This is a genomic window from Singulisphaera rosea (assembly GCF_054877945.1).
The window spans coordinates 114,044-133,527 of the sequence record NZ_JBTYIP020000017.1 but is presented as its reverse complement, the minus strand read 5'-3'; the positions used below and the strand labels follow the sequence as shown (position 1 = coordinate 133,527).

Here is a 19,484-nt window from a genome sequence, read left to right as displayed (position 1 = left end):
GGGCATCGTGTAGACCTGGGGAAGTGAACTAAATCGACTAGGAGAAGGGGCACCAACGTCGGCGGAATAGACGTTGCAAGTAACCTGGCTATATCGAAGCCCGACAGTTCCCATTAAGCAATCGACTACCGTCCATTGGCATCTAAGAGTCATACCTGAGCCGCAGAAGAGTATGTATTGGACGCCAACCGAAATCGGCGAATCGGGACTGTTGCAGTTTCCGGAGCAAGCAATGCCTGGCAGTGTGACCGTATAATTGAGCTGATTGCCAGTCATCGCGAACGTGCCATTAACATCGGTAAGATACCGTTGAGCGGCCAAAGGATTGGGTGGATCGCAACACTGGTAGCCGGTTGAAGCAGTCAGCGTGACCGTCGCCGAGACATTCTGGGCGCATGCCGGGACCGTGACGGTAGTCGTTGCTGTGCTGAATCGACTTTTGGAGACGGCGACTGAATAGGTCCCCTGAGATGTCACACCGACGCAGAATTGACCCATGACGAGTGTTGTAGCTACAGCTCCAGAACCAGCGCCTGCGCCAGAAAACGAGATGACAATTGACACATACGACTGGTATCCACTGCCTCCGTTTGTAATCTGAATATTGTTGATGTGCCCGCTGACAACATCGAATGTGCCTGTTGCCCCGCTTCCTGAAGCGCTACTTATTCCGAGCGAGTAGCCCGTGCCATTAGTATAGCCGCTGCCTGACGCAAGCAGGTTGATTGCGCTTATTGAGTTGACCGATGTGCCCGACCCAACGACGGTCGTTCCCCTGCTAACCGTGATGGTTGCGCCCTCAAGGCCGTAATTGTTGCAGCCTCGGACGAACACGCAGACCTGAGTGCTCGTAGGATCGCAGCCTACACTGACGATACGCATTCGGTAATCGTTTGCAGTTGTCCATCTCACCCTCACTTGCTCACCACCCATGCCCTGGGTGTTGTTTATCTCGTAGACTTGCCCACTCCTCCCTCCCGGCAGGTCTGCCCAGTTGCCGTTGGGGGTGGGGTAGGCTTCTTGGAAGGTGTAGGGTGATGTGGTTCCGCTCAGTCGGGCCCAGAAGTGCTGGGGGCGGGCGTCGCGGATGGCTGGGTTCTGGACGAGGTGAGAGAGGGCGAGAGGTGGGGCTGCGGCGATGTGGCGGCTTCGGAAGCCAAGACGGGCCAGGCGCCGGAGAGCCCTTCGGAAGGTGCCGGTGGGTTGAGAGTTCGGGTCGTTGGTCGATGGCATGGGTTGGGCCCTGGAGGCGTGCGCGCGAGTCGGGTCGAAACCAGGATTAAGGCCTTGAGAGGTTCGCTTGAAGTGCGGGTCTCGTCCCGGTCAGGAGCAGGTCCTGGCGGTGAAGCGGTATTCGGCGGCGGTGGTGAAGGTCATGTCGTCGACGTAGATGGGCAAGGTCAAGGTGACGCCCGGGATGTTGTTGTAGGCGCCGTTGGTGGCGACGGTGCCGGAGAGCCAGCCGTCGGTCCAGGTCCCGCCGGGGGCGGGGATTTGTTCGATCCAGGCGTAGGGGCCGGTGCCGGAGGTGATCTTGGCGAAGAACGGTTCGCCGACGGCGAGCCGGATCAACGTCCCGCCGGGCGAGGTCTGGGCGGCCAGGGGGGCGGAGGCTGCGAGTCGGCCGGCGCGTTCGGCGGCGTCAATCGCGTGCGTGATCCGCTTCGGGCCGACCCGACCTCCGCCCTTGAAACGAGAGAAGATGCGTCCGAACATTTCGACCACCTCAGGGGAGGATGCTGAAGTCGCCCGACTCGTACACGGGGTCGCCGTTCCCGTCCGTCACGACGGCGAAGCCCTCCGTCGGGTTCGGCGAGAGGAACTGGTTCCAGGGGATCGGCTTGTAGACGAAGTTGTACTCGGCCGAATAGAGGCGGTTGCCCATCGTGTCGGACTGGATCTCGGTCGTCCCTCCGACGAACAGGACCGTCCCCGAGGGGCACGCGAGCCCGCCGCACGAGAAGACCCCGGCGTTCACCATGCCGACGATCGCCCCCATCTCGGCGATCGGCAGGAACGGCAGCATGAATCGTTTCTCGTTGATCTGAATCTGGGGGATCTGCCGGCCGACGGGCGTGTTGGTCGGAGCTCCCGAAGGAAACTTGTAGGTCGAGCTCGGGAGGGTGAGGAATTCGCTCGAGATGTTGAGGGTGGTCGCCGTATAGGGCTTGCCGCTCGGGTCGCCGGCCCCGTCGGGGAAGAACAGCGCCGGCTCGAACCTGGCGGTCAGGATCGCCCACTTCTTCGCGATCCAGTGGGTTCCCGAGATGAGCGGGTACGGCTCGCCGAGGAACTCGATGTTCTCGATCGCGCGACAGATCAGGTTCGGCGAGGGGGCGTAGGCGAACGGGTACGTCCTCGTGACGCTCGACCCCGAGCGGGACGCCGTGCCGAGCAACTCCTGGACGAGCTGATAGCGGTCGCTCGCGAGGCATTTGATCCTCACGACCGCATACGGCCCGTCCTTGGGGTTCGCCTCGACGATCCCCGACTCCCACATGATCTCGCAAGGGACCGTCAGCACGGTCGCCATCGGTGCGGTCTCCTGTCTTCTCGGCGTTGAACCGGATCTCGACACGGATGGGACACAGACAAGAAAAGGCGGATCGTCTTCGACATCCTACTCTGAGTCCGATGAAAAATCTGAGATTACTCGGAGATGTCGATGTCTGAGTTGGACGAGGGCCTCTGGGCCCGCATCTGCGCCTCGATGCTCCGGAGGATCGAGGCGGATTTCTCGGTTGCGACGGCCGTTCGCTTGGCGTCGTCCTGCTTCAGGGCGTTTGTTTGGAGTGTCCGGGAGAATTCGGTCAGGCCGTGGAAGGCCGGGGCGTACCTCTCGCCGTTGAACTCGCGACGAGGCCTGCGGCCCATCCCGACCGCGTTTCCGGCGTCTCGCCTTGCTTCAGCCTCGGGCAGTTGGGCGTTGAGCTTCGTGGCTTGATTCGGTTCGCCGTTGCCGACCGCCCTTGCGACCTGGTCCTGTAGAACTTTCACTTCGAGACCGGTTGCAAGAGGGGCGAGTTGGTTCTCGGGGGAATGCTCGTTGGAGTGTTGTCTGCCTTCGCGGGCGCGTTGCTTTTGCCGGGCGAGTGACCACGCATTCGGCCCTGAGGTGTTCGGCAAAGATTGGCCAAGCTCTCGGCGAATCGGCTCGGCGGTGCGTTGTCGGGTCGCGTCGAGTTTCGACGTGAGTCGGTCGAACCCCTCCTCAAGTTTTCCGGCACCCTTCAAGCCGTCGACTCCGAAGCCCGCCTTGAACGTCTTGCGGCTAGCCTCGATCTTCGCCTGGATCGAGGTGAAGGTGTCGCCAATCGCCCTCGCCGATTTCAAGAACTGTTCTTCCGCTGTGAGGACCTCCGGGGAATCTCCCGAGATCCGGTGCGTTCCCTTCCCGAGAACCTGATCCGCCATGGCATCGTCTCCCGGAGGACGACGGCCCGAGCCATTGGGGCTCTACACGTCGTCGAAGATTCGTTTTTGAAATGATGTGCGATTGTATTGAGTCGGGCCGATCTCCGGTTGGAAATCGCCACGGATGGGATACAGAAAAGAAAAAGTAGATCAATCTGCAGATGACGCAGATTGACACGGATGGAAAAATAAATCTCGTTCCCACGGTCTCCGTGGGAATGCCGTCTTCGACGCTCTGCGTCGGCATTTCGGGCTGTGTGACGCGTCCCACAGAGACCGTATTCAGGCGATTTCTCGAAGGCCATGGTATCGAGGGAAAGGAGGACGCAGAGCGTCCAAGACGGCATTCCCACGGAGACCGTGGGAACGAGTGAAAGATAAGCGTATTGAGATTTGATCTGCGTCAATCCGCGTCATCTGAGGATCCTCAGTCGCCTCAATATTCTTGGCCCCATGTCGGGTCGTTGTTGAGTTTTGGGAAGTGGGCCTCTGCATGCCTTCCCAGAGTCGTATCGACTCGAGCGACGGCGGCGTCGCGTTAGAGCGGATCTCACACGCGTTGTTCACGTCGGAGGAAAACGGGGACTGGCTCGCGGCAGGATCAGGCTGGGCTTTTCGCGGAGGAACCTCGAGGCCGGGTGCCTGTCCCCATTTTCCGGGCCGTCGCCGTCCGCTGCGGCGAAAATGGGGACAGGCACCTCCGCTGCGCTGCGGAGCCAGTCCCCGTTTTCGTCTCCGCTCTCGGGTGACGGACACGACCTGCCGTGTGCATTCCAACCGTTTGCCGCTCTAGAGGCCTTGGTAGTAGAGTCGCCAATTCTTCGAGACTTCGGCGATGTCCTCGGCGCAGGAGATCTCGACGCCGGCCGGGGGCTTGCCTTCGCGGAGGGCGGAGTCGATGGCGTCGAAGCTCATCTCGTCGATGGTGGCGAAGGTCCATCCGTAGGCTTGGGCGAGCTGGGCCCTGATGCGTTCATAAGTTGGCTCCGGGTCTCCTCCCCCGGCGCCTCCTCGGCTTTTGGGTCGCCGAGTTCTCCGGGTCCGATCGCCTCGAGGAGGGCGTCGATTTCGGCGGGGTCCTCGACGGCGTCGGCGAGCTTGGCGGCGTCGTCGAGGGTGAAGCTGGGGTTGGTCCGACGGAGCAGGGCATGGAGGAGTTGGGTGATGCCCTCGAAGGTCTCGAAGATCCAGTCTTCGCCCTCGGGCGAGTCGTAGCGCGGGGGCCAGTGGCGGGCGGCCTCGATGGAGGCGAGCCAGATGGCTTTTTGCACGTCCTCGGAGAGATGCGGCGACTCCTTCAGGCAGACCCTGGCTTCGCGCAGGGGGTTGGGAACGACCGAGCGGAGCCAGGCGTCGAGCTCGCCGAGGATCGCCGGTCGGAGCCGGGGGACCAGGTAGCTCTGGCCCCCCAGCGTGATGGCTCGGGGCGCGTCGGTGAGCCGGGCGTAGTCCAGTCGGGGCATGGGGACGGTCTCCGGGAAGTCGAATCCTCACGTCAGCACGAAGGCCCCGTTGGACTTCCCGTTGCACGTGAGCGTGACCATCGACGCGCCGGGGACGGTCAGCTTGACGTCGACGTCGGAGAGGTCGAAGTTCCCCGAGCAGTAGGTCGTCGAGGCGTCGAGCTTGAGCACCACGGCGTAAGGACCGCCGCCGGGGGCCTTCGCCTTCGCCACGACGCCCGAGCTGGTCGTCGCCGCGTCCCAGAACGCCTCGATGGAGATCTCGAGCTGGAAGGCGCCGGGGAGTTGGGACTTCGGGAGCGTGCCGGTCCCCGGGTCGTAGTTGCCGGAGTCGGTGGAGTCGGCGAAGTCGACGGCCAACTTCGACGACCAGGACGTGATCGGGATGACCGTCCCGGCGATCGTGATCGACCCCGCCTTGCCGGTCTTGCTCTGTGTCGCCGCCATCTTGCATCACCTCGTCATTCGTTGGGTTTCAATGAACGAACATCGGACGTTAATCCGCCACGGGTGGAAGACGAAGATTTCTTAGCCACGGATGAAACACGGATTAAGAATGAAGAAAATCATCAACAGATGGCCCAGATGAACGCAGATTGAAAACTCAAGGAAATCTGGGAATTTTTTGAATTTCCAATCTGCGTTCATCTGCGCCATCTGTTGATAAAATCTTTGATCCCCTGATCCATCGGTGGCTTATCAGTCGCGGAATTCCGCTCGATGTCAGGCCGATGCGCCGAGGATTTCGATGGCGGCGGTGAAGGCGGCAGACCCGGGGTCGAGGTTGAGGAGCTTGTTCGACGCCCCGACGACCCAGCCCGTCGTGTTCGGGGCGAGCAGGACGAGCCCCGCGCCATTGTTGGACGTGGCCGGCTGGAGCGTGAGCTGGCCGGGGTTGGTGATCAGCGACGTCCAGGCGTTCGTCGTCGTCGTCGAATAGCCGAGCTTCAGGGTCTGACCGTCGGTCGTCATCGACGGGATGATCGTGATCCGCCGGATTCTGGCGAAGCTCAGCGACGCCCCGGAGGTGTCGGTCAGGTTCGTCAGGTCGAGCGCCTGCGGCGTCCCCGAGACGAACGTCAGGGTTGTGCAATACCGGAGGTCGACATTGTCGGCGGTCGTCCCATTCCCATAGTTCGACGAGATCGCCTGGTTGATCGTCAGTGGCGTGATCGAACCCGGGAGGTTCGTCGGCGTCTGGGCGCTGGACGTGTTGACCTTGAGCGTGCCGGTGACATTACTCATGGAGTGGATCCTTGGGGTGACAGGGGGAGAAGAAGGTATTCACCACAAAGGCACAAAGACACAAAGGGAATAACAAAAGAGAATTTTGAAAATTAAAAGACGGAATTTCTTCGTGTCTTTGTGCCTTTGTGGTGAATGCTTTCAGCCGACTCGTTGGACGATGTAGACGAAGGTCACCGTTTGGACGTACGCAACGACGGCTCCGTTGGACTGGGGGTCGGTGACGTTGACCGACTCGGTTTTGGTCGGGGTGAGCTCGAGGAGGACGCCGTCGGCGAAGGCGAGGGGGGCGTCGTCGAGGAGCCCGGCGATTTCGTCGGCGAGCTGGCGGGCCTGGAGTTTTTCCGCGGCGGTGACGTGGAAGGTGAATCGGCCTCGGCAGACGGTGTTGACGAGGCCGAACTGGTCGCGGCTCATGGGCGTGCGGACCTCTTCGGAGTCCTCGTAGGAGGCGCGTGGGAGGTCGACGCCGGGCTGGGACTGGTCGGCCCAGATCTTGGTGGTGCGGAGCGTCGAGGGGTCGTCCCCGAACGCGGCGACCAGCGGTTGCGAGGCGAGGAGATGCTGGACGATCGCCTCGAACAGGTCGGATGGAACGGTCATTCAGGCCAGCCTCTCCTGGTACGAGAGCTCGAACAGGGAACCCCGTCCCGCCTGGTCGGCGACGCCCGTGATGTAGAGCTGATGGACGACGCCGGCCGAGTCGATCCAGACGGCCTTGTCGTTCAGGCCCAGCCCCGGATCCGTCGGGAAGAGCAGGGCCCCCGACCCTTTCTCGACCGGCTTGAGGACCTCGCCGTCGAACGCCCGTTCGGGCTGGCCCGGCTGCACGGCGCAGGACACGAGCGGAGACGACAACGTGTAGGGATCCGCCGCGACTCCACCGTCGGGCTTGCGCCTCGGGGTGTAGCGGTAGAGCGCCACCACATTCGGGAAGCAGCGGGACGATGGTTTTCGCATGGTGTTGGAACGACGAGTGAAGAACAGGCGGTGTACCGGGTTTCGGGAGTGGGAGTGACGCGAGTAGGAGTACTCAGACTTTCCAATCCCGATACAACATCAGGACCCCGGCCGCCTCGTCGGTGAGCATCGGCCATGAGTCGCGGACGGCGTAGGAGTAATCCTTCGCGACCTCGCTCTTGAGGGTGAGGTCGGTCGCGAGGCGCTCGAGGGAGTACTTCACGAGCTCGACGCAGACGCGTATGACGTCCGGGGGGACGGTGCGGAAGCCGGCGATGTAACGCACGCGGTACTGGTTCCAACCGAGCGACCCGCCGCCGTAGTCGCCGAGGCCATCCCACGAGTCGCCGAACGGGTCGGCCCAGGCTCCCGAGGACGCTCCGAGGCTTCCGCAGTAGACTCGCATGATCCCCGAGGCGCGGTCGATGTCGTAGTGGTTCGCGGGTCGTGTGAATAGGTCGAGGCCCGCGCCGGGAGAGAGGGCCCCTTTCGGTTCGCGGACGCCGACGAGGTCGCTCGACGGGAAGAGGCCGAGGTCCGGGGCCGACCCCACGGTCGGGATCGTCGAAGACCAGCCCATTCCCAAGGCGTTGATCGCATCTGAGAGGCCCCGCACCGTGGGGCAGGCGGCGAAGCTCAACGTCGTGCTCGTCGCGACGCCCGAGGCGATCCGCTTCAGGACGATCCCCGTGTAGGCGAGGTCGAGGTATTCGACGTCGCCCGTGACGGCGAATTGTATGGTCGCGACCTGGTTGGTGATCGCGTCGGCGTTGCGGATCGACAGGGCCGTCGTGCGGCCCGTGTCGACGCGAGAGAGGTCGAGGATCGGAAACGCCTGGAGCTTCGCCGTGGCCGGCTCGCCGCGATCCTGCCTCGCCCCTTCGGGGGTGACGATCTCGTCGAACGTCTTGGGGACGAAGAGCCGCCCGCAGAACCGGACGATCTCCTTCGAGGCCGCCGTGATCAACGAGGGGACGACCCGCAACTGCGCCGGCGAGAGCGTGGAGCCTCCGGCCGCGAGCGACTGCTGGACGAAGGCCGCCGTGCAGAGGTCATAGGCGTTCGGCGCGGGGCCGAGCGGGATCCCGGAGGGATTGAGCGTGATCGGCATGTCAATTCACCACGAAGGTGACGGTGTTCATCTCGTCCGCCCCGAAGGCGAAGACGACCGTGTAGTCGGCGGGGTCGAGGGTGAGTGTCCAGTGTCCCGAGGCGTCGGTCGTGGTCTGGGCGATCACGGACGCCCCATTGCCCATGCTCTCATAAGCGGATTCGAGGTAGGCGGTGACCGTCGCCCCCTGGATGGGCAGGCCGTTGACCTGGTTGAGGACCGTGAGGCTGTCGGCCCCGAGGTAGTCCTGGGTCACGGTCCGAGGCCCCGGGGCGAGCTGCCCTTGCACCACGGCGCCGAGCGGGCCGATGGCGAACTGGGTCGTGGCGTCGGGGGTCGTCGCCCACGTGCTGGTGATCGTCGCGACCTTCGTCGTCCCGTTGTAGCCCGAGATCACGGCGGACTGGCCGAGGCCGGTCCCCGCGGTCAGCCAGATGGTGTTGAAACGATAGGTGCCGTCGGCGTCGCTCGCCCCCGAGTCGAGAGTGATGCTCTGGCTGGTGCCCGCCGTCGCCGTCCCCGAGTGGATCACCGTGCTCCCCCCATATCCCGAAGGGGGCGTGTTCGGCAGCGTCACCGCCGAGGCGACCGAGGCGACTGCGGGCAAGGTCGTGCCGGTCACGAAGGTGGAGGAGCCGATCGCGCCGGTGGCCAGTGACATCGCCGAGCCGACGGCCGCCGGGCTCGCGGGGAGGTTGTCGGTCTTGGCCTTGATCGCCGGGACGATCGTCGTCGTGGCCGTCGTGTCCCCCTTCACCGAGGCGACGTCCGCCGCCAGGCTCCCGCTCGTCGGCGTCCCGAGTCGCGAATAGACCGAGCCGAAACGCACGGGCTGGGCGCCGTCCCAGGTCAAGTCCTGGGTCGTCAGCATGGTGTCCCCGAGCGCCGGGGACGATCCCGACTGGGAGAAGACCGACACTCGGTAGTCGCCCGAGGGGAGGTTCAGGGAGACCGGGGCGGTGAAGAGGTAACCGCTCGGCGTGGCCTCGACGAGATAGTTCACGTACTGCGACCAGCTCGCGGCGACCATCGGAGCGAAGCTCGTGCCGTTCCACACGTTCCCCACCCGGTCGAAGATGACCCGATACAAGAAGGGCCCCGTCGACGTCGGTAGTGCCCCGGTGCTGGCCGAGTGCCGGTAGACGTGAGCGTTCGCCGAGGTCCCCGGCAGGCTGTGGGAGTCGTTCCCGGCGGTCGCGTACCCGGCCCACGCCGTCGCCAGGCTCGAGAAACCGGTCAGGGTCGTTGCCCGCACCATACCCCACGACCCCGATCCTCGGACGTCGTAGACGTTCGAGTCGATGACCGAGTTCGACCCCGTCTCGGCGCTCGCCGGCCCGATGAAGATGGCCGAGCCCACCGGGGCGATCGCGTAATTGTTCTTGCAGGTGGCGTTGCTCCAGTTCGCGCCCGGGTCGGTGGTGTTGGCGTTCACCCGGAACGCCGTGGCGGTCGCATAGACGTTGACCACCGTGTTCCGAAGCGCGGTCGGGGACTGGGCCCCCTTGATGTACAGGCCGTTGATGTAGCCGCTGAAAATGAGGTTGTCGGTGGCGGTGATGTTGGTCCCCTCCTTGATCACCAACCCCTGGCCGTTGGACGTGTTGTTACCGCCGATGATGACATTATTCGTGCAGGTCGCCGACGTGACGCCGGCCCCGATGAGGCAGGCGTGCCCCCCCTGGGCCCAGATGACGTTGCCCGTGATGGTGCCCGACGCCGCATAAACGTTCGAGCCGCTCATGCTCGAGTCCTGCCCCAGGATCAGCCCGTAGCCGATGTTGGGGTCGGTCGAGATCCACGTATTATTGAAAACGTTGACATTCGTGGCGTTGTTGAGCGAGCACGGGCATTTCATGAGGGTGCCGGTGCAGTTCTTGATCGTGAACGAATCGATGACGCTCGTCGGGCCGAGCGAGAGGATGTAGATGCCGTAAGCCGGGTTGGTCCCGACCTGGTTGAACGTGCAGCCGTCGAACGTGCAGCCGATGAAGCTGGCGGTCGTCGAGAGCCCGCTGGCGAAGCACTGGTTCGTGGTCGTCGACGAGCTGACGACGGTGAGCGTGCAGCCGAGGAAGGAGAGCGAGCCGCCCCCGTTGAACCGGATGACCCGCGTGGTGTTGGCGTCCCTCCCGACGAACTTGAGGTACTTGAACGTCAGGTTGGTCCCCTGGTAGACGATCTCCTGGGCCGTCGACGTGCCCTGGACGGTGACGTTCGACGACGTCCCGTTCTGGCCGGCGATCGTGATGGCGGCGTCCGACCGGCTGAGCTGGAGCCAGCCGCTGCCGCTGTTCTCCTGGTAGGTCCCGTCGGCGACGAGGATCGTGTCGCCGTTGCCGGCGGCGAGGTACGCCTTGTTGATGGTCCGCCAGGGGGTGGCCTGGCTACCGTTGCCGGTCGAGTCGTTGCCGGTCGTCGCGACATAGTACGTGGCCATCGAGGGTGAGGCTCCGAGAACGAGCGGCGGTGGGTCGTATGCGTGGTCGTGAACGTGATCGTCGACGGGAGGCCGGACGACCCGATCGGTCGTCCGGCCTTCGGGGGAACGGGTCGTCGTAGAGCGGCTAACGTTTGTCTGACACACGGCACGATGGGACCCGAACCCGAGAGCGGAGACGGAAACGGGGACTGGCTCCGCGGCGAAGCGCAGGTGCCCGTCCCCATTTCCGCCGCAGCGGTCGGCGACGGCCCGGAAAATGGGGACACGGAGAATGGGGAAAGGCACCCGGCCTCGACGTCGATCGCGAGAGTCCGGGTCCGGCCCTGCCGGGAGCCAGTCCCCGTTTTCCTCCGACGTGCGCAATGCAAGCGAGAGTCGCTTTAGCGGAACAACTCGAGCGTCTGGACGACGGACGTGGCGTCGATGTTGCGGGCCGGCTCGAACCGGACGTCGGAGCCGAGCACGATGACGGCCGAGTTGGCCGCCGCCGTGCCGGGCAGCAGCGAGCCCTTCAGGTAGCGATAGCCCAGGCCGAGGGCGGCGACCTTCTCGGCCGTCACGCAGACGACCGCGTACTCGTTGTTGTTGCTGGCGACCACGAGTTGGGTGATCGCCGAGCCGGTGATCGCCGTGTAGGTCCCGCCCGACGTCGACGAGCCCTTGACCTGGAAGTCGAGCGTCCCGGACGCGCCGAGCGTTCCCGAGTCGACGATGAACATCACCTGCGGGAACGCCGCGAGGTCCACGGCGCTCGTGAGCTTCTCGGAGGCCGACTGGCTGGCGGAATGGATGCCGTCCGCCGCGATCGCCACCGACTGGGAAAGCAGTTCGGTATACAAGGGAAGGAACTCCTGGGGTTTGGTGTTTCGTCGTTGGAGGAGGGGAGGGGAGGTGTTCACCACAAAGGCACAAAGGCACGAAGAAGAAAAATCAATAATTGAAATGAATTGAGCTCTTCCTTTGTGTCTTTGTGCCTTTGCGGTGAATCTCCCCTCCTCAACTCAACTCAACTCAACTCAACTCAAGCGTGGAGGGTGACGAACGGCGAGATCTTGGTGGTGCCGTCCTGCTGGGTGAACGGGGCGTCGACCTGGGGCTGGCCGTCGACGCGCTGGATGATGCGGAAGGTGATCTGGTTGGTGTTGAAGGCGTACTGGTCGGAGGCCGCGATCTCGAGCGTGCCGGTGTCGGCGATGATGTACTTCGAGAAGTCGGCCAGGAGGACGTCGCCGGCGGTCCCCAGGGTGTTGAGCCGCTCGGTGAAGAGGACGGGGCGGCCGAAGAGGAGGAGTTGCCCCATCGCGAGCTTGGTGTCGCCGTAGCCGGAGCCGACGTTGGGGAGATACGTCACCCGGCCATTGGCGTCGGCGAGCTGGACGAGCTGGGAGAAGAGGTTGTTGACCATCACCCAGACCGCCTTGGGGCGGCTCTGGGGGATCATGGCGCCCATCATGTTGGCGGCGTCGGCGAGCTGGAACTTGTTCGACGCCGAGCGGGTGCCATACGTGATGGTCGCCGGGGCCTGGAGCACGCCGAGGGGCTTGGCGTTGCCGTCGCCGTTGAGGAACGCCATGTCCTCGGCGTACGCCACCGCCCCGGCGAAGAGGCCCTTGAGCTCGGACTCCATCGCGAGCATCGAGTCGGACATGAGCGTCCGGCTGATCTTGCAGAGCCCGGAGAGCTCTCGGGCGATGACGTGGACCTGCTTGAAGTTCGGCTCGGTCGACGGCCGCGCCTGGGCCTCGCCGGTCCAGGTCATGCTCACGCCGCCGTAGTAGGCCGACGCCCCGCCGGACGGCGTGAACGTCTGGTTGAGCATCGGGTAGAAGGCCTCGCGGGCCGGGAGCGTCTTGATGTTGGCATACGGCCGGACGATCGACTCCTCCGAGGCCAGCTTGAGGAGCTCGCCGGCGTACGTCGGCGCGACGGTGTAGCCGCCCGTCGTGCCCGACCCTTCGGCCAGGTCCTTCTTCTCCCAGTTGTTCAGGTTCGAGCTATAAACCTTCGTCAGCCGCTCGCTCGCCTCGGCCTGCTTGCCGGGGCAGAGCTGCGGGCAGCCGACCATCACGACCTGCTTGATGAAGTCGGCAAAGCTCCTGGTGCGGTCGGCCTGCTGCTCGCCGGCGTCGATCCTCGGGCGGAACCCCTTGCCTTGACCGTCGCCCGTGCCTCGCGTCCCGACCTCCTCGGCGCCCGCCGCGAATCCCTGGGCCACGGCCCGCTTGATCGTGTCCGCCAGGTCGTCGAGCGCCCCGCCGCCGTCACCGGGCACCCCCTCGGCGAACCCGGCGGCCACGTAACGCTTCCCCACCGAGTCCTCGACGGGCACGACCGCACCCTTGGTGTACTCGCCGACGGCCTGGAGCATCTTGATACGCATCGATATCCCTGCTTTCGTTGGAGACAGCCCCATGCGGGGCGGGGGAGACTGGTTGGTTGCGGGGGAGGGGAGCTATTCACCACAAAGGCACAAAGACACAATGGAAGAGGGAAAGAACAAGAAACGATTCGGTGAAATTAAGAAATTGAGATTGTGATTTGTGTGCCTTTGTGCCTTTGTGGCGAATACCTCCCCCAATACTCTGAATCACACGGCCCCAAGGCGGGTTTCCAACTCCTCGACGACCATCTTGCGGATGGAGTCGGGTTTGAGGAGTTGGTTGAGCTTCGCCAGGGCGTCGTCGAGGACTTGCTGTTCGGAGAGCCCGACGAGCGGAGGGAGGGGCTCGGGGGTTTGTCGCGTCGCGTTTCGTGGTTGGCCCGGGGGACGCAGGGGGCCAATCTTCTCGAGGTGTCGGGTCGCGTGTCCCACGTGCAGGGTGGTGGCGACGAAGCCGTCGCCGACCGGCTTGTAGCATCGGACCCTCGCGGCGGGGTTGGCGTGGGTTCCGAGGAGGTCGTCCTCGACGTCGGGGACGACGCCGTCGCGGTGGAGGCTCTGGACCTGTCCGAGCCCCTTGTGGTGGGGCGCGTCGATCCTGACGAAGTCGAAGGCGTTGAGGGTGTCCCCCTCGCCTTCCTCCGGGGACGGGGCGAGCTTGGCCCAGCACTTGGCCGGCTCGGGGCCGGGGGCCGGGAGGTCTCCGGAGAGGCGGGTCAGCTCGACAGCGTCTCCCTCGGCGATCGGCCGGTCATCGGTGTTCGACGGTGGACGCTCCGGGCGTTGCGCCGTCGTGTCGGCGTCATGGTGGTCGGTCTCGGTCATGTTGGCCTCGCGAACCGTGTTGAGGTTGAGCCAGGAAGGGATGGCCTGGTTTCGGGCGGCGTACTTGGCCCGCAGGGCGTCCTCGTTGCTCGGGATCGGGGCGACCGACAACTCCAGGAGCGACCAGCGGCGATGCACGAGGATCCGGCCGGCCCGTCGCTCGAACGCGGCCTTCCAGTCGGGCCGGGCGCGGGCCTCATCCCAGCTCATCGGCGACGACTCGAGCGAGCGGAAGCCGATGGAGAACGATCGGCACATGTCTTCGTCGAAAAGCGCTTTGACCTCGCGGCCCATCGTCGTGGAGCGGGCGAACGCGATCCCGGCCATCACGCCGTGGGGGCGTTTCTTGGTCCAGACCACCTTCCCGATCGGCAGGGGGTAATACGACCCCGGCTGCCCGTAGGCGTGGCAGAGCATCAGGACCGGATTCTTCTCGAACCGCGACAGGTCGACGCCCGAGGGGAGGACGACCTCGTCGTCGGCGTCCACCGCGTCCGTGGTCATGTAGCACGCCAGATCCGCCGCGGCGCCCGGGTCGATGATCGACGAGACCCGGGCCTCGACGAACTTGTAAGTGCAGTCGGGGTCGCCTTGGAGGAACGTGGGTGTCGTTGCCAGGTCGGTTGTCAGGTCCATGGAGTTCCGCCGGTAAGTGGGAGTTAGGATTCTGCGAGGGTTCGCGGGATTTGGCATTCCACTCGTCAGTCGATCGCTCTCTGAAACGACCTCATTCGTCCTCTCCTTCGAGGATCGCGGGGGGAACGGCCTCGCGGTCCTGCTCGGGCGTGATGGCCGACCTGTCATCGTCCGTCACTCCGGCCGAGGCGCCGGGGTCGGCGGCGACGTCGCTGAGTCGCGCCAGGCCCTTGGGGACGAGGAGGGTGTCGCCGCCGTCGGCAGGGGCGTAACCGATGTCGAGGCGGACCTCGTTGCGGGTGAGGACGCCGAGGTCCAGGTACGTCTTGTGCAACTCCGACTCGGCCCGCTTGTCCTCGGCCACGACGGGGTCGAAGGCCCAGAAGAGGCGGTCCCAACCGCGGTGGCCCTTGGGGTCGAGCGAGTGGGTCCACCGGGTCAGGGTCGAGGCGATCGCTCGGCAGCGCGGCTCGACGGCGTTTCGGCCGTGTTGCTCGAGGCCGGCCTCGGCGTTGGCGCGGTTCACGTTGTCGGTCTTGAGCATCGAGACCGGGACGTCGAAGCAGTTGGCGATCCGCTCGAGGTCGTAGGAGGAGACCTGCAAGCCGCCGAGGTCGGTGGGCGTGTACGAGATCGGCGTGACGGCCGCGGCGCCGTCGACGACGAAGACGCTGCCGGCCCGTCCCCCGCGTCCCCGGCGCTCCATCTCGGCCTCGAGCCGTTGTCGCTCCGCCGTCCCGAAGCTCCCCTTCGGATCCTTGTGGCTCACGATCAATGAAGGGCGGGGGCCGTTCGAGAGCAGGTTGTCCTGGATCGAGACGAACGTGTCCTCGAGCCGGGCGTACTCGATCGCCGCTTGTTCGGGGCCGTACCCTTGGCCGTAAGGGTTCTTCGCCGACAGCCTGCGGAATCGGATGAGGTCGCGCTTGTCGTACATCACCCCGCCGAAGCTATAGGCGTCCGGCACCATCGTCCCCGAGGTGAAGACGGGGAAGACCAGGTGCGGCGGCAAGGCCCAGAGCTCCTCGGGCGTGCCGAACTTGCCCATGGACGGCCACCAGTAGGCCGAGCCGACGATGTCCAGGGACATCGCCGTGTAGGTGATGAGCTGGGCGTGGTCGAGGTCCTCGTTGACCCGCATCACGGCGTCGAGCAGGGGATGGTCCGTAACCTCCTCGACCTCGTGGGCTCCGGCGATCGTCTTGGTGACATAGTCGAGTCGTCCGAGTCGCTGCTTCGCCCCTTTGGAAATCCCCTTCACGGCGCAACGGGGCCTGGCCTGGCCCGACCGAGTTGCGGCGAAGAGGCGGAGCGGGGCGCGGGCGACGGCATTTGCGTTGAGGTTGACGCAGGCATAGACGATCGACTTATAGCTCTCGACGAGCTCCGCGGGGCTCGGGGCGCGTCGGAACCGGAAGGCGTCGCTCCAGGACGATCCGCCCCCCCAGCCGTACGAAAAACTCCCGGCCGGCGGCGCCGACTTCGATGTCAGCGCATGCCACGCCGACCCAATGCGTTCACGTAGTCGCATGAGTGATGATCTCGGTGGCGATGGGAGAGGTGGTGGAGACGGGGGATTGATTCACCACAAAGGCACAAAGACACTAAGGAAGAAAAATCAAAATAATAATCATTACTTGTTAACTATTTGGTTTTACGTTGTCCTTTTGTGCCTTTGCGGTGAATCAATCCCCGTCATGCGTTCCACCAATGGTCCGCGTTGATGTCGTGCCATCGTCTTTCCTCCGCCTCTCGCTCGTCACGTTCGCGGGATTCGCGGGCCGCGGGCGATTCGACGGGGGGGAGTTTGTGGTCGATGGCCATCGTGGCGTAGCGGAGGGCGTCGAGGGCGTGGTCGTTGAGCTTGACCGGTTCGTCCCGGGTGGGACGATCGCCGGCTTGGCTCGAGGACCAGACGTAGCCATCGAACTCCTCGACGAGGGAACAGGGGCGCTTCGATTCCTCGAGCGACGCGTCGCGGGCGATGAGGGCGTCGCGCAGGACGAAGAGACGGGGCTTGCCGTCGCCGGCATCCTTGAGTCGCTCCTGGACGGCCTCGATGCCCGGCCGTACGGCCTTCACCGCGGCGATCGTCGTGATGCCGTTCTCGAGCAAGGTGGCGCGGTCCTCGGCGTCGTGGTCGGCGACCGTGAATTCGTAGCGCTCGTCGCCCGAGAGCCGGAGGATCTCGGCGGCGTGGGTCTTCACCGTCCGTCGCGTGCGGTAGAGCTCGCGATAGACGTAGATCCGGCCGTCGTCGTCGATCGCGATCCAGAGGCAGACGAACGGGTTCGAGTATCCGAAGTCGATCGAGCGAACCCGGCGCCAGGCCTTGGGAATCTCCCGGCGGTCGATCAGGTGCTTTTGTCGGTCCCACTCTTCGTAGACGGCCCCTTCGGCCTGCACCCATTTGCCGAACCGGAGCCGAGGCCGGCGGACGCCCGTCAGGCCGTCGAGCTTGGTGATGTAGGCCCGGCCGTTCGTCGTCCAGTCGCCGGCCTTCCGGTCCCAGAGCGTCGGGTTGTCCTCGTGGCGAGACTCGAGCATCACCGTCGCGTTGCGGAGGGAGCGTTGGTTGAGCCAGTGCTGGGGGCCGTCGGGGTTCGTGTCGGCGATCAGTTGCTGGAAAGGGACGACGTTGTTGCGGAGCCGGGTCGTCAGGCTCTCCCAGTCGTTCTCGAGGAGCTCGATGGCCTCTTGAACATAGATCATGTCATATTCCGTGGACATGATCTTCGTCGGCTTGTCCAATCCGCCGACGACGATCTCGGAGCCGTTCGGGTAGTGGTAGGCCTGCCTCATCCGGCGCCTGATTCCTCGGGCGATCGTCGATCCGACCGGGAGGACTTTCTCCTCGAAGGTGACCAGGCCGGATTCGGTCAGGCTCTCCCGGGTCTTCCGGACGATCAGCCCGCGAGTACCCGGCCAGTGGAGGCAGGCGGCGTTGAGCTTCTCCAGGCACGCCCGCGACTTGCCCGTCCCCGCCGGGCCGGACAGCAGCACTTCGCTCCGCTTGTCAGACCAAAGCGCCCTCGCCGCGCCGAAAGGTTCGTAGGGTCGTTGCTCGGGGTGGATCACGTTTGACATCGTTCGATGGAGTGCGAGAGAAATCCGCTCTAAAGGTCGTCGGGGCCGAGGGTGATGTAGACCTTGGTGAATTGGTCGATCTTCCGGGTCTCGACCCATTGGCCGAGCTCCTGGGCGGCCTGCTTTTCGTGCTCGCGGAGCTCTTTCAGGAGCGCGGTGTCGACGACGTAATCGTCGATGGGTTCGGCGTCGGGGCCGGATCCCCTGGTCTGGCGGACGATCAAGCCGGTCTTGCCGCCGGGCACCCCGTCCATCTCCTTATCCGCGGCGCGTTCCTCGATGATCGTCTGCATCCGCAGCCAGCGGTCGTGGAGCGCGTCGACCCGGCGTTCGAGGATCGCGATCCCTCGGCGACGGACGGTCGTCCGGAAGGCCTCGACGATCTCGTCGACTCGCGCCGCGAAGTCGGGCCGACGCTTCCAGTTGGCGAGGGTGCTCGAGGAGATCCCGACCTGGGCGCAGATCGCCACGTTCGTCAGCTTGTCCTCGGCGACGAGCATCGCCGCCGACTCGTGTCGCTCGGTCCATTGGGGCTTGCGGACATCGAGCGGGGGGGGATCGTTGTTTACGGGCAATTCATGAGTCATCGGTGGTCGATCACGATCTCGTCGAGCCTGGTGATGCGGGCGCCCTCAGTTGCTCCGGAATCGCGACGCCCGGTCGGTCGGGATCCGGAGTCGCCTCTGCATCTCGGCGTCGTTGAAACGTCCTCGAGGTCGCGGCCAGGCTCGGGCGATCGCGGCCCCCACGGCCACGGCCAAGACGAAGGCCAACTCGGGGAGCAGCAAGACGGCCGTCAGGAGGAAGTCGGTTTCGCGGATCATGGCCGAGGCTCCGAGGACGTCGGGCCGGGTGGACGCAGGGCACGTGGGGTGGCCCCAATCGGTTTCGTGGTTAGCGATCCGGGGCGTCGGTTGGCGAGGACGCGTTGTTGGGCCGTTGGCCCATCTGGGCGCGATGCCGCTCCTCTGCATGCCGACGGGCCTGGACGTCGTTCTGGTAGCCCCGGATCGCCCCGATCAGCGACGCGGAGCCGATCAAGATCGGCGGGACGATCGACCAACTCGGCCCGTGGCGGCAGAGGACGTCGACGACCCACCAGAACGAGCCCAGGGACGACGTGGCGAACAGGCCGGTTTGATGATGGAATTCATTCATGATCGATTAACGGTCGCGGCGGCGGAGGCCGCGCTCGAGCGTCCCCGCGAGGAATTGGAGGAGGAGCCTCAAGCCGAACAGGCCCAGTGCGCCCAGGGCCGCCGCGGCGGCGAGTTCCGGAGGTGTCATGGATGCTCGGTCGGCCGGCGATCGAGGCTTCCCTGCCCGGTGATCGTGCCATCCTGGCGGCGATGGAGGTACGAGAGGACCAGCGACGTCAGGCCTACGACGAACGCCGAGACCGCCGGGTCTCGGGAGATCTCCTCGGGATGGTCGTGGTACTCCGATGCGACCATCGAGGCGAAGCCCAAGGTCGCCGAGGCGAAGGCGACCTTGAGGATCCGGGCCCACTCGGGCCCGGTGACCCGGCCGGCCCTCGAGCCGTCGACGGGGGCGAAGAACCGGTCGAGGGCCGCGCCGAGGCGGGCGAAGGCGTGACGGGTCATGGTTTCTCCGGCTGGCTCTGGGCGATCGCCTGTCGCAGGCCGGCCGCCGCCAGGGCCGCGAGGGTTTGCTGGATCGCTTGCTCGATCTGGCCGGTCGTGAGGTCGTAGAACGCCAACGCGAAGAGGCCGGCGGCGGCGAGGTAGGTCCGGTAGCCGCTGCCGAGCGTGCCCAAGGTCGCGAGGATCGATGCCAATGACATCGGTGGCCTTTCATGAAAAAGGAGCAATCGTCAAGAGATTCATTGATTCGTTCGAGCAGGGTCGGCGATCTCGGGGCAGCCTTCCGATGGTTCCATCGGAATGACCTTTACAAGCC

At 64.8% G+C, this 19,484-nt stretch carries 22 protein-coding genes; all 22 read right to left on the bottom strand.

The genetic code is table 11. The features are described 5' to 3' along the window. Nucleotides 1-1,323 precede the first annotated feature (1,323 nt). Nucleotides 1,324-1,716, bottom strand: coding sequence for a hypothetical protein (locus tag ACYOEI_RS25390; protein WP_462852430.1), 393 nt, complete (start codon nt 1,714-1,716; stop codon nt 1,324-1,326). 10 nt (nt 1,717-1,726) lie between these two features. Next, a complete protein-coding gene (locus ACYOEI_RS25385) occupies nt 1,727-2,533 on the bottom strand; it encodes a hypothetical protein (RefSeq protein ID WP_462852429.1) in 807 nt (268 codons plus the stop codon). Nucleotides 2,534-2,649: 116 nt separating this feature from the next. Continuing rightward, nucleotides 2,650-3,414, bottom strand: a complete 765-nt coding sequence (locus tag ACYOEI_RS25380; RefSeq protein WP_462852428.1) for a hypothetical protein — start codon at nt 3,412-3,414, stop codon at nt 2,650-2,652. A 789-nt stretch (nt 3,415-4,203) separates the two neighbouring features. Then, on the bottom strand, nt 4,204-4,329 hold the full coding sequence (locus ACYOEI_RS25375) for a hypothetical protein (RefSeq protein WP_462852427.1): 126 nt from the start codon (nt 4,327-4,329) through the stop codon (nt 4,204-4,206). Beyond that, nucleotides 4,326-4,877, bottom strand: coding sequence for a hypothetical protein (locus ACYOEI_RS25370; protein WP_462852426.1), 552 nt, complete (start codon nt 4,875-4,877; stop codon nt 4,326-4,328). The genes ACYOEI_RS25375 and ACYOEI_RS25370 overlap by 4 nt, the downstream gene beginning before the upstream one ends. Before the next feature lie 27 nt (nt 4,878-4,904). Then, on the bottom strand, nt 4,905-5,324 hold the full coding sequence (locus ACYOEI_RS25365) for a hypothetical protein (RefSeq protein WP_462852425.1): 420 nt from the start codon (nt 5,322-5,324) through the stop codon (nt 4,905-4,907). A gap of 276 nt (nt 5,325-5,600) precedes the next feature. After that, nucleotides 5,601-6,122, bottom strand: coding sequence for a hypothetical protein (locus ACYOEI_RS25360; protein WP_462852424.1), 522 nt, complete (start codon nt 6,120-6,122; stop codon nt 5,601-5,603). A gap of 141 nt (nt 6,123-6,263) precedes the next feature. Further along, the gene (gene gp17, locus ACYOEI_RS25355) at nt 6,264-6,725 is read right to left on the bottom strand and encodes a tail completion protein gp17 (RefSeq protein ID WP_462852423.1); all 462 of its coding nucleotides are present in this window, start codon (nt 6,723-6,725) and stop codon (nt 6,264-6,266) included. Then, entirely contained in the window at nt 6,726-7,082 is a 357-nt protein-coding gene (locus tag ACYOEI_RS25350; protein ID WP_462852422.1) for a hypothetical protein, read from the bottom strand. Between the two features lie 73 nt (nt 7,083-7,155). Further along, on the bottom strand, nt 7,156-8,193 hold the full coding sequence (locus ACYOEI_RS25345; RefSeq protein ID WP_462852421.1) for a hypothetical protein: 1,038 nt from the start codon (nt 8,191-8,193) through the stop codon (nt 7,156-7,158). 1 nt (nt 8,194) lies between these two features. Beyond that, nucleotides 8,195-10,633, bottom strand: a complete 2,439-nt coding sequence (locus ACYOEI_RS25340) for a DUF1565 domain-containing protein (RefSeq protein WP_462852420.1) — start codon at nt 10,631-10,633, stop codon at nt 8,195-8,197. 383 nt (nt 10,634-11,016) lie between these two features. Beyond that, nucleotides 11,017-11,475 carry a hypothetical protein gene (locus ACYOEI_RS25335; protein WP_462852419.1) on the bottom strand — a complete coding sequence of 153 codons (459 nt, stop codon included), beginning with the start codon at nt 11,473-11,475 and terminating at the stop codon, nt 11,017-11,019. A 182-nt stretch (nt 11,476-11,657) separates the two neighbouring features. After that, nucleotides 11,658-13,016, bottom strand: coding sequence for a phage major capsid protein (locus ACYOEI_RS25330; RefSeq protein ID WP_462852418.1), 1,359 nt, complete (start codon nt 13,014-13,016; stop codon nt 11,658-11,660). Nucleotides 13,017-13,223: 207 nt separating this feature from the next. Further along, nucleotides 13,224-14,477: an HK97 family phage prohead protease gene (locus ACYOEI_RS25325; RefSeq protein ID WP_462852417.1), complete on the bottom strand. Its 1,254-nt coding sequence runs from the start codon at nt 14,475-14,477 to the stop codon at nt 13,224-13,226. 91 nt (nt 14,478-14,568) lie between these two features. Continuing rightward, nucleotides 14,569-16,008 (bottom strand): phage portal protein, encoded by a 1,440-nt coding sequence (locus ACYOEI_RS25320; protein ID WP_462852416.1) that lies wholly within the window; start codon nt 16,006-16,008, stop codon nt 14,569-14,571. A gap of 164 nt (nt 16,009-16,172) precedes the next feature. Beyond that, on the bottom strand, nt 16,173-17,564 hold the full coding sequence (locus ACYOEI_RS25315) for a phage terminase large subunit (RefSeq protein ID WP_462852415.1): 1,392 nt from the start codon (nt 17,562-17,564) through the stop codon (nt 16,173-16,175). A gap of 29 nt (nt 17,565-17,593) precedes the next feature. Then, nucleotides 17,594-18,151: a phBC6A51 family helix-turn-helix protein gene (locus tag ACYOEI_RS25310; protein ID WP_462852414.1), complete on the bottom strand. Its 558-nt coding sequence runs from the start codon at nt 18,149-18,151 to the stop codon at nt 17,594-17,596. A gap of 45 nt (nt 18,152-18,196) precedes the next feature. After that, on the bottom strand, nt 18,197-18,388 hold the full coding sequence (locus ACYOEI_RS25305; protein ID WP_462852413.1) for a hypothetical protein: 192 nt from the start codon (nt 18,386-18,388) through the stop codon (nt 18,197-18,199). A gap of 70 nt (nt 18,389-18,458) precedes the next feature. After that, nucleotides 18,459-18,722 (bottom strand): hypothetical protein, encoded by a 264-nt coding sequence (locus ACYOEI_RS25300; RefSeq protein ID WP_462852412.1) that lies wholly within the window; start codon nt 18,720-18,722, stop codon nt 18,459-18,461. A 6-nt stretch (nt 18,723-18,728) separates the two neighbouring features. Beyond that, nucleotides 18,729-18,851, bottom strand: a complete 123-nt coding sequence (locus ACYOEI_RS25295; protein WP_462852411.1) for a hypothetical protein — start codon at nt 18,849-18,851, stop codon at nt 18,729-18,731. Beyond that, nucleotides 18,848-19,168, bottom strand: a complete 321-nt coding sequence (locus ACYOEI_RS25290) for a hypothetical protein (protein ID WP_462852410.1) — start codon at nt 19,166-19,168, stop codon at nt 18,848-18,850. Before ACYOEI_RS25290 ends, ACYOEI_RS25295 begins: the two co-directional genes overlap by 4 nt. Beyond that, nucleotides 19,165-19,368, bottom strand: coding sequence for a hypothetical protein (locus ACYOEI_RS25285; protein WP_462852409.1), 204 nt, complete (start codon nt 19,366-19,368; stop codon nt 19,165-19,167). The genes ACYOEI_RS25290 and ACYOEI_RS25285 overlap by 4 nt, the downstream gene beginning before the upstream one ends. Nucleotides 19,369-19,484: the final 116 nt, after the last annotated feature.

Bases quoted from the DNA above. Each gene is read 5' to 3' on its own strand.
- ACYOEI_RS25300 (WP_462852412.1), bottom strand. From the start codon at position 18,722: ATGAATGAATTCCATCATCAAACCGGCCTGTTCGCCACGTCGTCCCTG.
- ACYOEI_RS25320 (WP_462852416.1), bottom strand. From the start codon at position 16,008: ATGCGACTACGTGAACGCATTGGGTCGGCGTGGCATGCGCTGACATCG.
- ACYOEI_RS25370 (WP_462852426.1), bottom strand. From the start codon at position 4,877: ATGCCCCGACTGGACTACGCCCGGCTCACCGACGCGCCCCGAGCCATC.
- ACYOEI_RS25350 (WP_462852422.1), bottom strand. From the start codon at position 7,082: ATGCGAAAACCATCGTCCCGCTGCTTCCCGAATGTGGTGGCGCTCTAC.
- ACYOEI_RS25365 (WP_462852425.1), bottom strand. From the start codon at position 5,324: ATGGCGGCGACACAGAGCAAGACCGGCAAGGCGGGGTCGATCACGATC.
- ACYOEI_RS25305 (WP_462852413.1), bottom strand. From the start codon at position 18,388: ATGATCCGCGAAACCGACTTCCTCCTGACGGCCGTCTTGCTGCTCCCC.
- ACYOEI_RS25290 (WP_462852410.1), bottom strand. From the start codon at position 19,168: ATGACCCGTCACGCCTTCGCCCGCCTCGGCGCGGCCCTCGACCGGTTC.
- ACYOEI_RS25295 (WP_462852411.1), bottom strand. From the start codon at position 18,851: ATGACACCTCCGGAACTCGCCGCCGCGGCGGCCCTGGGCGCACTGGGC.
- ACYOEI_RS25330 (WP_462852418.1), bottom strand. From the start codon at position 13,016: ATGCGTATCAAGATGCTCCAGGCCGTCGGCGAGTACACCAAGGGTGCG.
- ACYOEI_RS25325 (WP_462852417.1), bottom strand. From the start codon at position 14,477: ATGGACCTGACAACCGACCTGGCAACGACACCCACGTTCCTCCAAGGC.
- ACYOEI_RS25315 (WP_462852415.1), bottom strand. From the start codon at position 17,564: ATGTCAAACGTGATCCACCCCGAGCAACGACCCTACGAACCTTTCGGC.
- ACYOEI_RS25390 (WP_462852430.1), bottom strand. From the start codon at position 1,716: ATGTTCGGACGCATCTTCTCTCGTTTCAAGGGCGGAGGTCGGGTCGGC.
- ACYOEI_RS25310 (WP_462852414.1), bottom strand. From the start codon at position 18,151: ATGACTCATGAATTGCCCGTAAACAACGATCCCCCCCCGCTCGATGTC.
- ACYOEI_RS25285 (WP_462852409.1), bottom strand. From the start codon at position 19,368: ATGTCATTGGCATCGATCCTCGCGACCTTGGGCACGCTCGGCAGCGGC.
- ACYOEI_RS25340 (WP_462852420.1), bottom strand. From the start codon at position 10,633: ATGGCCACGTACTATGTCGCGACGACCGGCAACGACTCGACCGGCAAC.
- ACYOEI_RS25385 (WP_462852429.1), bottom strand. From the start codon at position 2,533: ATGGCGACCGTGCTGACGGTCCCTTGCGAGATCATGTGGGAGTCGGGG.
- gp17 (WP_462852423.1), bottom strand. From the start codon at position 6,725: ATGACCGTTCCATCCGACCTGTTCGAGGCGATCGTCCAGCATCTCCTC.
- ACYOEI_RS25360 (WP_462852424.1), bottom strand. From the start codon at position 6,122: ATGAGTAATGTCACCGGCACGCTCAAGGTCAACACGTCCAGCGCCCAG.
- ACYOEI_RS25345 (WP_462852421.1), bottom strand. From the start codon at position 8,193: ATGCCGATCACGCTCAATCCCTCCGGGATCCCGCTCGGCCCCGCGCCG.
- ACYOEI_RS25375 (WP_462852427.1), bottom strand. From the start codon at position 4,329: ATGAGCTTCGACGCCATCGACTCCGCCCTCCGCGAAGGCAAGCCCCCG.
- ACYOEI_RS25380 (WP_462852428.1), bottom strand. From the start codon at position 3,414: ATGGCGGATCAGGTTCTCGGGAAGGGAACGCACCGGATCTCGGGAGAT.